Annotated in this window: 11 protein-coding genes; 2 read left to right on the forward strand and 9 right to left on the reverse strand. The window is 33.7% G+C overall.

Going from position 1 to position 12656, the window contains the following annotated elements; all coding sequences use genetic code 11:
• Positions 1-232: 232 nt before the first annotated feature.
• From ACXX80_RS13080 to ACXX80_RS13090, 3 genes are all read right to left on the reverse strand, one after another.
• The gene (locus tag ACXX80_RS13080) at positions 233-853 is read right to left on the reverse strand and encodes an L-threonylcarbamoyladenylate synthase (RefSeq protein ID WP_417952525.1); all 621 of its coding nucleotides are present in this window, start codon (positions 851-853) and stop codon (positions 233-235) included.
• Between the two features lie 68 nt (positions 854-921).
• Positions 922-3261: an ATP-dependent helicase gene (locus ACXX80_RS13085; RefSeq protein ID WP_458553576.1), complete on the reverse strand. Its 2340-nt coding sequence runs from the start codon at positions 3259-3261 to the stop codon at positions 922-924.
• A 125-nt stretch (positions 3262-3386) separates the two neighbouring features.
• Complete coding sequence (locus tag ACXX80_RS13090; protein WP_458553577.1) at positions 3387-4157, reverse strand: sulfite exporter TauE/SafE family protein; 771 nt, start codon at positions 4155-4157, stop codon at positions 3387-3389.
• A gap of 130 nt (positions 4158-4287) precedes the next feature.
• Here ACXX80_RS13090 and ACXX80_RS13095 point away from each other — a divergent pair, with 130 nt between their 5' ends.
• Positions 4288-4809, forward strand: coding sequence for a DUF7935 family protein (locus tag ACXX80_RS13095; protein ID WP_458553578.1), 522 nt, complete (start codon positions 4288-4290; stop codon positions 4807-4809).
• Between the two features lie 101 nt (positions 4810-4910).
• Here the strand turns inward: ACXX80_RS13095 and ACXX80_RS13100 are convergent, their stop codons facing one another.
• Positions 4911-6974 (reverse strand): M1 family metallopeptidase, encoded by a 2064-nt coding sequence (locus ACXX80_RS13100; protein WP_458553579.1) that lies wholly within the window; start codon positions 6972-6974, stop codon positions 4911-4913.
• 104 nt (positions 6975-7078) lie between these two features.
• Here ACXX80_RS13100 and ACXX80_RS13105 point away from each other — a divergent pair, with 104 nt between their 5' ends.
• A complete protein-coding gene (locus tag ACXX80_RS13105) occupies positions 7079-7816 on the forward strand; it encodes a Dph6-related ATP pyrophosphatase (RefSeq protein WP_458553580.1) in 738 nt (245 codons plus the stop codon).
• Between the two features lie 67 nt (positions 7817-7883).
• Here the strand turns inward: ACXX80_RS13105 and ACXX80_RS13110 are convergent, their stop codons facing one another.
• The 5 genes from ACXX80_RS13110 to ACXX80_RS13130 all read right to left on the reverse strand — a co-directional run bounded on the left by ACXX80_RS13110 (position 7884) and on the right by ACXX80_RS13130 (position 12485).
• Positions 7884-9368: an aminopeptidase P N-terminal domain-containing protein gene (locus ACXX80_RS13110; RefSeq protein ID WP_458553581.1), complete on the reverse strand. Its 1485-nt coding sequence runs from the start codon at positions 9366-9368 to the stop codon at positions 7884-7886.
• A 254-nt stretch (positions 9369-9622) separates the two neighbouring features.
• A complete protein-coding gene (locus ACXX80_RS13115; protein WP_458553582.1) occupies positions 9623-10048 on the reverse strand; it encodes a hypothetical protein in 426 nt (141 codons plus the stop codon).
• 213 nt (positions 10049-10261) lie between these two features.
• Positions 10262-10807, reverse strand: coding sequence for a DUF1697 domain-containing protein (locus ACXX80_RS13120; RefSeq protein ID WP_458553583.1), 546 nt, complete (start codon positions 10805-10807; stop codon positions 10262-10264).
• A 110-nt stretch (positions 10808-10917) separates the two neighbouring features.
• Positions 10918-11397, reverse strand: coding sequence for a GyrI-like domain-containing protein (locus tag ACXX80_RS13125; protein ID WP_458553584.1), 480 nt, complete (start codon positions 11395-11397; stop codon positions 10918-10920).
• Between the two features lie 140 nt (positions 11398-11537).
• Complete coding sequence (locus tag ACXX80_RS13130) at positions 11538-12485, reverse strand: hypothetical protein (protein ID WP_458553585.1); 948 nt, start codon at positions 12483-12485, stop codon at positions 11538-11540.
• Positions 12486-12656: the final 171 nt, after the last annotated feature.

Consider the following 12656-nt stretch of genomic DNA (forward strand, 5'->3'; position numbering starts at 1 on the left):
TTTTTATGCTTATTTTTTTTTTAAATTATACAATTATTTAAACTCGACCAATATAGTAACAAAAAAAGCAGGTCGTAAGACCTGCCTTTATGTATCCTCAATTGTTCTTTAACAACCAATTAAATATAATTAAGAATAACATGCTATGATTTTGTAGTTAATGCAATGTAAATTCTAGGTAAATATAAAAATTTATATAATAGAAGCAAATATTTTGCCAAAGATTTAAATTTTACAATATATCCAAACTTCCCTTACCTTCTCTAACCACAATAGGTTCATCTCCCGATAAATCAATAATCGTTGATCCCATATTATCACCATAACCGCCATCAATAACCATATCGACAAGGTTTTGCCATTTCTCAAATATGAGTTCCGGATCAGTCGTATATTCAATCACATCATCTTCATCGTGAATGGAAGTGGAAACTATTGGATTCCCTAGTAACTTCACAATTTCTAATGCTATGGCATTATCTGGAACCCTAATTCCGACAGTAGTTTTCTTTTTGAATTCCTTAGGCAAATTATTATTTCCAGGTAAAATAAACGTATAAGGTCCAGGCAAAGCTCTTTTTAATAGTTTAAAAGTAGCTGTGTCAATCTGTCTTACATAATCAGATATATTACTCAAATCGTGACAAATAAAGGAAAAATTAGCTTTTTCCAGCTTTATCCCTTTAATCTTTGCAATTCGTTCCAAAGCTTTGGTATTGGTAATATCACATCCCAAACCATAAACGGTATCGGTTGGATAAATAACTAACCCACCGTCTTTTAAAACCTTCACTACTTTGGCAATTGCCGCTTCATTAGGTTTGTCTTCGTATATTTTTATAAATTGAGCCATTTTTTTTAGTTTAAAGTTTTAGATTTAAAGTTTCAGGTTCTACAGTTCTTCAACAACTTTAAACTTTTTTATCCAATAATATCCAGTTTTGCAAAGCGTAACAATAATTTCTTTATTCCACCAACCTCAAATTTGATTTCGGCTTTTTTATCTGCTCCCACTCCTTCAAGGTTCAAAACTTCGCCTTTACCAAAACGTTCGTGCATTACAATATTTCCGGCTACTAATTTATTATCAAACAAATTTGCACTCCCGCTAGCTGCAGCGTTACTGCTAACAGGTTTCAATTTACGAATATTTATATCCGATTTGGGTTCATTATCTGAACTATATTTGGTCGGTGGCGTCCCATTAGCTGGTTTTGCCAGACGCAATTTGGATTTATCTACATCTCCAAAAATATCACTGTCAATCATTGGTTTATACCTATAATTTGACTCAGCCGGAGTTAGATATTCTAAATACTGTGCATCAATTTCCTCAATAAATCTGGAAGGTTCACTATCAGTCAATTTCCCCCAACGGTAACGCGATTGTGCATACGTCAAATACGCCTGATGCTCCGCACGCGTCAAAGCCACATAGAACAAACGACGCTCTTCTTCGAGTTCACTTCTCGTACTCATACTCATTGCACTCGGGAACAAATCTTCTTCCATTCCCACCACAAAAACATGAGGGAATTCCAATCCTTTTGCCAGGTGAATCGTCATTAATGCCACGCGGTCTTCATCACTGGTGTCTTTATCCAAATCTGTTGCTAAAGCCACATCTTCCATAAACTCAGACAAGGCGCCACGAGCACCATCAATTTCTTTTTGACCTTCGGTAAAATCTTTAATACCGTTAAGTAATTCCTCTATATTTTGAATCTTTGCCATTCCTTCCGGAGTAGCATCTTTCTTTAATTCTTGTACTAATCCGGTTTTTTTAGCAACGTGATCGGTGATATAAAACGCATCTTGATTTTGATCAATAACCTGAAAACTCTGAATCATCGTTACAAAATCTTGCAATTTTTGTTTGGTTCCCGAATTCAGTTTTAAGTCAATTTTATCAATATTTTGCATCACTTCCCAGATAGAACGTTTGTAGTGATTGGCAGCAATCGTAAGTTTCTCGACTGTTGTATCTCCAATTCCACGAGCTGGATAATTGATTACACGCACCAAAGCTTCTTCATCTTTTGGATTGATAACCAATCGTAAGTAACACAATACATCCTTAATTTCTTTCCTTTGATAAAATGATAAACCACCATAAATGCGATACGGAATATCTCTTTTTCTAAGCGCATCTTCCATCGCACGGGATTGCGCATTGGTACGATATAAAATTGCAAAAGAACCGTTACTAAGCTGGTTTTGCATTTTTTGTTCGAAAATAGTGCTGGCTACAAAACGCCCTTCCTCGGCATCGGTCATGCTGCGGTGCACTTTTATTTTTGGACCAAAATCATTCGCAGTCCAAACTATTTTATCTAGCTTTACCTTATTCTTATCGATAATGGTATTTGCTGCTTCTACTATGTTTTTTGTCGAACGGTAATTTTGTTCCAGTCTAAAGGTTTTCACGCCTTCATAATCTTTCTGAAAATTCAAAATGTTATTGATATTCGCACCACGAAACGCATAAATACTTTGCGCATCATCACCCACCACACAAATATTCTGAAATTTATCTGATAAAGCACGGACAATCAAATATTGAGAGTGGTTTGTATCTTGGTACTCATCTACCAAAATATAACGAAAACGGTTTTGATATTTAGCCAAAACTTCTGGAAAACGAGTCAATAATTCATTGGTTTTCAACAACAAATCATCAAAATCCATCGCGCCTGATTTAAAGCATTTATCAACATAATTTTGATAAATTTCTCCCAATCTTGGCTTCTTAGCCATTGCATCCGCTTCTTGTAATTCAGGATTATTAAAATAGGCTTTTACGGTAATCAAGCTATTTTTATAACTGGAAATTCTGCTTAAAACCTGTTTTGGTTTATACACATCTCTGTCCAATTGCATTTCTTTGATAATCCCCGAGATACAACGCAAAGAATCCTGGGAGTCATAAATCGTAAAATTCGAAGGATATCCCAAATGATCTGCTTCGGAACGTAAAATTCTGGCAAAAACTGAGTGAAATGTCCCCATCCAAAGGTTTTTGGCCTCACTTGCCCCAACAATTTGAGAGATTCGGGTTTTCATTTCCCGTGCCGCTTTATTGGTAAACGTAAGCGATAAAATATTGAAGGCATCAACGCCCTGATTCATCAAGTAAGCAATTCTTATAGTCAACACACGCGTTTTCCCGGAGCCCGCACCAGCAATGATAATCATTGGCCCGTCTTTTTGAAGAACAGGTTCACGTTGGGCTTCGTTGAGTTGATCGATATATTTATGCATGGAGAAATTTAAATTTATTATGCAAAAATAAGAATTTAAGATTTAGAAAACAGGTTTAAATTACAATCATAATGAGTTCTGATTTAACCAAAAATTTACTTGCTACAAAGCCATTAGAAAAGTTGCTAAACTTTAAAAAAGACATCGTATCCAAAACGGATTAAAGTCCCTACAACCACGACCAAAAAGAAAATTCGGATAAAACTATTTCCTTTATTGATGGCCAGTTTAGCCCCAATCCAACCACCTAAAGCATTACTGACAGCCATAGGCAATGCAACAGCCCAAATTATTTTGCCTTTTAAAATAAAAAGACAAATGGAACCAAAATTAGTCGACAGATTCACCATTTTAGCATTTGCTGAAGCGTGCAAAAAATCGAATCCCATAATGGCAATAAAAGCCACAACTAAAAAACTTCCGGTTCCCGGTCCAATAAATCCATCATATAAACCAACTATGAAACTGATTGCAATCGCATTCCAAATTTGAGTTCTTGAGGAATGATTTTTTTCAATATGTTGTCCAAAATTTTTCTTGGCGTAGGTATAAATCACTAAAAAAGAAAGAACAACCAGTAATAACGGTTTCATGAAATCATTGCTCACATATGTCAACAAAGTAGAGCCTAAAAATGCCGAAGGAAATGCCAAAAGCATCATGATAGCAAGCAATCTCCAGTTCATATCCACTTTTTTAAGATACTGATACGCTGCAAAAGATGTCCCACTAAAAGCAGGAACTTTCAGGGTACCAATTACGGTTGAAACAGGAAGATTAGGCAATAAAATCAAACCCATGGGAGTTTGTATCAATCCGCCTCCACCAACAATTGCGTCAATAAATCCTGCCGCAAAAGCAGCCAAACAAAGTAAAACTAATATGTAGGTTTCCATTTAAACTATTATTTTTAGTTTTCTCGTAGTGATTGGCAAAAATACTATTAGTATTGATTTATTGCTATTAAAATGAAATTGATTTATAGTCAAAAAAGTATATTTTTGCTTTTATAAATTTCATCAAAACATGGATACTACAAAAATTATAGAATTACTAAGTTATACGTTACCGGCAATTGTCACGGGTCTTGTTGCCTATTATTTTTTTGATCTCCATACCAAAAACGAAGAAGGAAGACGTCGTTATTTACTAAACAAAGAAGCTCAAAAAAATGCTTTACCATTGCGCTTACAAGCTTATGAGCGTATGTCATTATACATGGAACGCATTAATCCTACTAAATTATTGATTCGGATTGCACCGATTTCTAACGATAAAAACGATTACGAAAACATGATAATTGCGCATATCGAACAAGAATTTGAACACAATTTAACCCAACAAATATACATGACAGATGAATGTTGGACAATTATTGTCACGGCAAAAAATGCTACAATCCAAATGATTCGAAAAGCGAATATGAGTGATCGTGTTGACAATGCCGATAAATTGCGTGAAGTAGTTATAAGTGATTTGATGGAAAAACAATCACCTAGCAATGCTGCATTAGCCTACATTAAAAACGAAGTGGGGCAATTGTGGTAAAACATTCTAAAGCAATGAAAATAATCAAATTCACTAATTTCAACATAAATAATCGTTTGAAATTAGTGAATTTGCGTTTTTAAATCCCTGTTGATTCTGACTTATTCCTTCAACAACCGATTCAATTGAAACTGTTCCGCTTCATTTAAATCAGGAACTATTCTTTCCAAAGAAACTCTCATTTCCGGGTTTATCAATAATTTTCTTAAGTTATCTCTACCAAATTTAGTGAATTGCCACATGTGATGCGTGGTAGCATTTACGAGATTTTTCAAAACAACGTTATTTATCATTTTGAAAGCGAGTAATTTCTCTAAAGCATTTTGTCTGGTATTCGCCTCATAATTTATGGATGAATATTGTATTAATTCGGTTTCTAAAGCTTGCTTGTCAAGAGGGTAATTTGGTGTCGAAAGTGCTAAAGTCAGCCATAAGGTTCGCAAATTATAATCATTGAAACCTATCCAATTTTTTGATTTATCCAAATACTGACTGCGTTGCTCTGGAAAATTATTCCATAAATTATACAGCGCCAGTTCTTGTGTTTGATATGATTTATCCTCTAATAAAGTTTCATAATGCGTTCTGAAACTCTCTGGAATTTCATTCAATGCTGCAGCAACATTTTGGCGTAATTGTATATTTTTAGTTTCTAAAGCTAAAATAAAAAAACTCTTTTTATCTTCCCATTTTTCATTTTTCAATTGATTCAGAATAGATTCTTTTACCGAAAAATAAACGTCAGATTGCATTGTTTTTTCCAGAAAATCTCTTTTCTCTGACAACGGTTTGTTTTTTAATTTTTCTACTTCAAACAATATTTGAATTGATTTATTTTTAAGCAATAAACTATTGGCTTGTTGTGTATTGAAAACGGTAGTTTCAAGCCATACTTTACTAAAACTATCCAAATCATATCTTGATACTTTTTTGATTTCAGCAAAGAAATCTGGGGTATTCACATTCTGAAATGCATGTTTTTTCAAATAGTTTGATACCGCTTTTTTAAACGCCTTATCTCCTATTTCTTTCTGTAAAACAAAAAGTGCCCAAGCTCCTTTTTGATAAAAAGTCAACGAACTGGCTTTGGCATTCAAAACAGGAATGGTATCTGTTCGGGAAGCAAATTTCAGTTGTTGAGCCGTTTCGTATAATTTGGAATAAAAATAATCTTCACCATAGATTTCCTTTTCGGCCAGCAACGCATAATAGGTTGCGAAACCTTCCTGCAACCAATGGTGTTTTCCGCTTTCGGCAGTGACTAAATTCCCAAACCACTGATGCGCTAATTCATGTGCATTGACATTCGTGTAACTTCTGTCCTCAAAACCTGTAGAATCGACCACATAACGTGTGTTGAAAAGTGTTGCCGATGTGTTTTCCATTCCGGCATACAAGAAATCCCGAACAGGCGCTTGTTTGTAAATTCCCCAAGGATACTTTACTCCTATTTCCTTTTCTAAAAAATCAAACATTCTTTTAGAATCACGATAGGTTGGTTCAAATTTAGTTGCATCTTTTGTTTCCAAATACATTTCTAAAGGAATTCCTGAATTTGATTTTTGGCTGATTTTTTTAAATTTACCAATAGCAAGCATCAATAAATAAGAACTCATTGGTTTTTGCATGTTGAATCTCCAATAGGTCATTGTATCATTATTAACCTTACTTTTTAAAATTCCGTTAGAAATTACTTGATATTTTGAATCAACTACTATTTCCAAACTAAAAATCATTTTCTCATTGACATCATCAAAACTTGGCAGCCAATTGCTGGTGTTTTTTCCTTGCCCCTGCGTCCAGATTTGCACATTATCTTTTTCTTCAGAACCAACAAAATATAAGGCTTGCTTTGGTTTGGCAACATAATTAAAACTAACATTATTTTTTCCTTTTTTGAAATGTGAAATCAATAGAATTTGCTTTCCATTTGTAGTAAATTGAATTTTTTTCTGATTTAATTCTACTTCAGAAAAATCCATATTTTGCGCGTCAATTTTAATGGTATCTGCTTCTTTTAAAACATTAAACCAATAACTGACTGCTCCGCTAACAGATTTAGCCTTAGAATTAATTGTTATCTGTCCACCAACCGATTTAAAATCGACAGATTTAGTTTGTTGCGCAAAAGTGATGGCAGATATTAAGAGAAAAAGGTATTTCATGAATTTCAAAGGTTAAAACTGCGATTTCCAAAGTTACAAAGGTTTCCCAAACTAATCCGACTAATTTTGTAAGTTTACCTCCAGAAAATTACAAGAAAATTACATTGAAAAAGAAAGCCTTATTTAATTGGAGCAGTGGAAAAGATTCTGCGCTGGCCTTATATAAAACCCTACAAAATCCAGAAATTGAAATTACCTGTTTACTCACCAGTGTAAACCAACAGTATCAACGTATTTCGATGCACGGCGTACGAGTAGAATTATTGCAACAACAGGCCGAAAGCATTGGATTACCACTTGAAATCATGCAAATTCCCGAAATGCCTACGATGGAAGTCTATGAAAATGTGATGCGCGAAACATTGGCTAAACTAAAAAAACAAGGTGTAACGTATTCTATTTTTGGTGATATCTTCCTCGAAGATCTGCGTAAATACCGTGAAGATAAATTAGCCGAAATAGGTTTTGAAGGAATTTTTCCGCTTTGGAAGATCCCAACTCACGAACTAATTCAAGAATTTATCAGTTTAGGATTCAAAACGATTGTAGTTTGTGTAAATGAACGATTTTTAGATAAAAGCTTTGTTGGTCGCGTTATCGACAAAGATTTTATCAATGATTTACCTGAAAATGTAGATGTTTGTGGCGAAAACGGTGAATTCCATACCTTTACTTATGATGGTCCTGTTTTCTCGAAACCAATTGATTTTGAAATTGGTGAAATTGTGTATCGAAAATATGAAAAACCCGAAAAAGAAGATTCATCCGATACCGCTTGCGATACCAGCGCTTCTGATGCCTTCGATTTTGGATTTTGGTATTGTGATTTGGTTGGAAAATAATTTAAGCAAAAAACTCCGAAATCATAAGACAACGGAGTTTCATTTTTATAGAATCTTAAAGAAATTACTAATCTAAACTTGGTACAGAAAAAGTATCCAAAACACTTTTTTCATTCATAAGGGCTTCAATTTCATTTGATTTCCTTGGTGCTTCCGCAGATAAGTTTACGGGTCCATTTGTAGTAATCAAAATATCATCTTCAATTCGTACCGCAATTCCCCACCATTTTTTATCGCAATCACTACCTATAGGAATGTAAATTCCCGGCTCAACAGTAACTACCATATCGGCTTCAAAAGCATTATATAAACCCGGATCGTGAACATCTAACCCAATGTGATGCGAGGTTCCGTGCGGAAAATATTTTCGGGATTCTTGTTCTGTTTTTACAATTCCTAGTTTCACTAAACCGGCACTGATTATTTTACGTGCCGCAACATCAGGAGCATTGAAACTATTTCCAATTTTCACAGCAGTAATTCCTGCTTCTTGGGCTTCATAAACTAAATCATAAATCAGTTTTTGCTCGGTGGAAAATTTTCCGTTAGCAGGAATTGTTCGAGTTACATCAGCTGTATAGCCATGATATTCAGCACCTAAATCCATTAAAACCAATTCATTTTCGACTTTCATTTTGCTGTTTTCAATATAATGTAACACGCAACCGTTATTCCCTGCACCCACGATTGATGGATAACCTTCAAACTCGCTGCCGTACTTTTTGTATACAAATTCATGAATTCCTTGAATTTCCGTTTCAGACATTCCAGGATGCATTGCTTTCATAATTTCTCGTTGACCCATTGCCGAAATCCGAACCGCTTTAGTCAATAGAACCAACTCTTCTTTGGTTTTTTTCTCACGCAAACTTGCCATATAAGTCAAAATCGATTTGGTATTTATCGTAGCTTTTTTTGAAGTGATGCTTTTTTTAGCATTAATTTCATTTTGCACATTCGAATCCATTTGAGATTTCACTTTTTCGTTGTAGCCGATTTGGGATTTGAAAGCTCCAATTAACTTGTATAAATCTGCTTTTTCATTTTTCGAATTACGGGTATCTTCTTCAAATTCTTTAAAGAAAACAGTGTCAAAACTGGCATAATCAATCCCTGAATTTAAAAACGCTAACCCATTGAAAGCATTTTCAAAACCCAACTCTTTTTTGGCGCCTTCCGTTCCTAAACGCACTCCTGTCCATTGCTCTGCTCTTGGATTTTTCTCTTGAACATAAAGCAATTCATTGAATGATTTTCCATCTTTATTGGTTTGATTGTTCGAAAAAATTACCAGAACTGAATTAGGTTCTTTATATCCTGTCAAATAATAAAAATCGGGATCTTGATGGTAGATAAAATCCACATCATTGGCTCTGTTCCGAATAGGATTTCCAAAAAACACCGCCACACTATTCTGAGGCATTTTAGCACGCAAGGCTTCTCTACGCTCTTTATGGAATTGAGCCGACAAATGATCATTTGGATTTCCGTTTTGCGCTATGGAAACACAAACAAAAAAGACAGTAAAAACAAAAGAAAGTTTTAAATTCATAGCGCTACATTTTAGGGTTTTGCAAAATAAATAAAAGATTTTGATAGCATTAATTAGTACGTAAATATAAATTTTTTTGTTCGTACCAACTACTTTTTTATTGAAAAGACTAATCCTACTATTTGATTAATAATAGAAAAAGAGCACCAAAAGTTTTTCAACTTCTGACTACTCTTTAGCAAAAGTGCTTCATCATTCTAAAATTAACCAAAACTAAATTTTATGAAAAATGTTTTACAATAAGCACTTATAATTTACTTTTTATATTTTAATCCGGGACCATCACAATAATTCCAAGTACTGGACAAAGAATTATTGGCATTTAAAAACAGAACTTCTTTTTGGTTTCCATAACAGCTGCCTATAATTTCGCTGTCATTGGGATATGTTAATTCAAAAAATATTCCGTCAGATTGAGTTGTGGTCGTATAAGTACCCGAAAGTGTTGTTTTTATTGAATTTTCTTCTCTGGATTTTGTAAAAGTTCCGTTGGTGTTGAATAAATAAAATTCTTGCCAAGCCATTGCTGCGCCTGTAGTTCCTGAATTTTGTAAACTACCCTTCATCGCAACCAAATTCCATTTTCCGTAATAACCAGTGCTATCCATTGTTACAGCATCATCCTTTGAACAAGAACTAAAAATTGTAAGGAAAGCAACAAGAATAATTCGTTTTTTCATGGATCAGATTTTACATATATTCTTAGATGCTACTTCTTGCAAAAGGTTGCGTCAAATTATAATTATTTTTTTCTAAAGTTAAAAAAGTTAAAAATAGATTCTGAAACATCCATGTTTTGACTTTAAAAAAATACCGCTAATTCGCAAATTTCAAATGGATGATAACATTTAAAAATTAGCAAATTAGCGGTTAAACTAGACTTTAAAGTCTTATTATCTTTCCTCGTACATTTTCAGCAGTTGAGTCACCGTATTCCAATTGCGGATTGTTGCGGTAACATTCAGTTTTTTCTCAATGTATTTTTGATCGAACCTTGTTTTCCCTGCTCCAACAGCGTATTTAATAAAAATCCTGCTGCCATCAATACTGGCTTCGTCCGGCTTAAATTGACTAATTTTCAAATCATTCATACTGGTGCTTTGCAAAGTGGTCGAAATAAAAGCCACATATAACTTCTTAGTATCAATGTCTTTTTCCTTCAAGAAAGGATTATTCTTGAAACACGCTTCTAAATCGGCAGAACCAATAACTACAACAGGTACTTCATGACCAAAAGCCTTGAAAATTTCCTGCTTTATTTTAAAACCAACAGCTGCAGGATTTTCCTCCTCAGCGTCTACGAAAACATTTCCCGATTGAATATACGTTTGCACATTTTGAAAACCAATGGCTTCTAGAGTCGTTTTTAACGCTTCCATTTTGATCATACTATGACCCGAAACATTGATACCACGAAGTAATGCGAGATGAGTTGTCATGATTTAATTCTTTTTTTGCAAATGTATTATCTATTTAGCATAAATAATAGGAACAGCAGCTCAATATTCAATCATTGCTTTTTAAAGTAATAATTGTATAAAGTAAACTCTTATTTAAATTGAATTGGAATCCATACTTCCTCCTCAGAATTGGGATTGTTTTTTTGATATTTTTCACCAAGAATTTCAAAATGCGGACGATCTGCCAATTCGTAAATAGAATTTGGCAACCAACTGCTAAAAATCGATTCAAAAAAAGCGGGTGCAGTTGCTCCGTCTCCTTTGTATACAAATACAGCATACAAGCCAGTTGGAATAATTAATGTGTCCATTTCGGCAGGAACATCCTCTAAAACACTTACCTCGACCGCTGCCCATTTCTGAAAAGTGTTATCTGCATTAAAAGCATTCCAATACGAGTTCCCAAATACCTGAATGGATAGATAATCAGCACCTACTCTATTTTTGATTTCATTACGCCTTGGCATAAAACGTTTCCAAACTTCTTGCGCTTGATAATCAGTATAGGACATGTTTTGGTTCAGACCAATACATTTTTTTTCAGTGAGTGTAGTTATTGTTGGATTCATCTATTAAGCGATTTATTTGTAGGTAACATCATGAAACCATTTGTATTTCATACTATTATTTAAAGTAAAAGTAATTAACCTCAATGACAACAAAAGAACATTGTCTTCTTTTGTCGTTTTTTTGATTTTGTATTTTATAATTATCGAAATAAGGTTGGTTCTTTTAGGTATTTTTTCTTTTCTGATCGACTGAATTCAAGAGTTAACAGCTCTTCATTGCAAAGTGCCTCATACTCATTGGTCGACACTATTTGTTCTACACCATTTTCAGTAACAAAATAGGGTGCTAAATAGGTATATTTAGAACGATAATTTTGAAAAAATTGTTTGGATGCATTATTAATTTCTTTGTCGGACCAATAAAAAACAAAAAAATCTGCTCGATAAACACCTAGATTAAACTCTTCTATTACTCCTAACTCAGATTGAGGATAGACGGTTTGACCTAATTTTACAAATATTAGATTTTTTTTAAATCCATTGTATATCGCTATTGTTCCATCTGAATGTTCCACAGTGATAGAATTTCTTTTGCTAGTAAACGACATGTCTAAAGAGGAATTTTGGTATTGATTATCAATTTTAACCACAATTCCTTTTCTCATACTACAAATTGTATCAGGCGTTGTAGAATTGATTACATACGACTTCCAATTTTTAGGTTTTTCTTGTCCAAGATATTTTTCACCTAAATTAGATGCTTCAACTATTTTATGCCTCTTCCCTTTCTTGAAAGGTAAAACGTAATGAAATAAGCTGTCAACTTTTGGATTAGGCTTGCCAAATATTACATAATATTGTAACGCATAACCAATTGATTGTTTGTCGTTTGATGGTTTAAGTGTGAGTAGATTTCCTGAATAGCTATCGATAATTGTTTTATAATTCGAAACATTACTATTGGTAACATTTGAAAAATTTAAATAGACAAAATAACTACCCGGTTCTTCCTTTTTATAACTCAATACGACACTATTATCAGTATTAACACTTCTCTCAATAGTGATTTGTGGAGCTTGAGCAATTACACTTGAATTGATTCCTACTATAATTATAAATAGCAATAAATAACGTATTTTATTTTTCATTTTAATTGGGGTAGTTTATTTTTTTTTCAAATATACAATTTTTCCTACTCAATTTCCAAGCCTTCCCATTTCCAAATTTCCAAACAAAAAACTATCTTCGCTTCATCAAATTAAAAATCCGTTTTAATCTGCGTTTTTGCTTTTGCAAATCCGTTTTATCTGTGTCCAAAA

The sequence above is a fragment of the Flavobacterium sp. GNP002 genome, assembly GCF_054343795.1.

Excerpts from the sequence above, each read along its gene's own strand:
- ACXX80_RS13080 (WP_417952525.1), bottom strand. The coding sequence starts at position 853 with ATGGCTCAATTTATAAAAATATACGAAGACAAACCTAATGAAGCGGCA.
- ACXX80_RS13100 (WP_458553579.1), bottom strand. The coding sequence starts at position 6,974 with ATGAAATACCTTTTTCTCTTAATATCTGCCATCACTTTTGCGCAACAA.
- ACXX80_RS13110 (WP_458553581.1), bottom strand. The coding sequence starts at position 9,368 with ATGAATTTAAAACTTTCTTTTGTTTTTACTGTCTTTTTTGTTTGTGTT.
- ACXX80_RS13125 (WP_458553584.1), bottom strand. The coding sequence starts at position 11,397 with ATGAATCCAACAATAACTACACTCACTGAAAAAAAATGTATTGGTCTG.
- ACXX80_RS13085 (WP_458553576.1), bottom strand. The coding sequence starts at position 3,261 with ATGCATAAATATATCGATCAACTCAACGAAGCCCAACGTGAACCTGTT.
- ACXX80_RS13115 (WP_458553582.1), bottom strand. The coding sequence starts at position 10,048 with ATGAAAAAACGAATTATTCTTGTTGCTTTCCTTACAATTTTTAGTTCT.
- ACXX80_RS13120 (WP_458553583.1), bottom strand. The coding sequence starts at position 10,807 with ATGACAACTCATCTCGCATTACTTCGTGGTATCAATGTTTCGGGTCAT.
- ACXX80_RS13130 (WP_458553585.1), bottom strand. The coding sequence starts at position 12,485 with ATGAAAAATAAAATACGTTATTTATTGCTATTTATAATTATAGTAGGA.
- ACXX80_RS13090 (WP_458553577.1), bottom strand. The coding sequence starts at position 4,157 with ATGGAAACCTACATATTAGTTTTACTTTGTTTGGCTGCTTTTGCGGCA.
- ACXX80_RS13095 (WP_458553578.1), top strand. The coding sequence starts at position 4,288 with ATGGATACTACAAAAATTATAGAATTACTAAGTTATACGTTACCGGCA.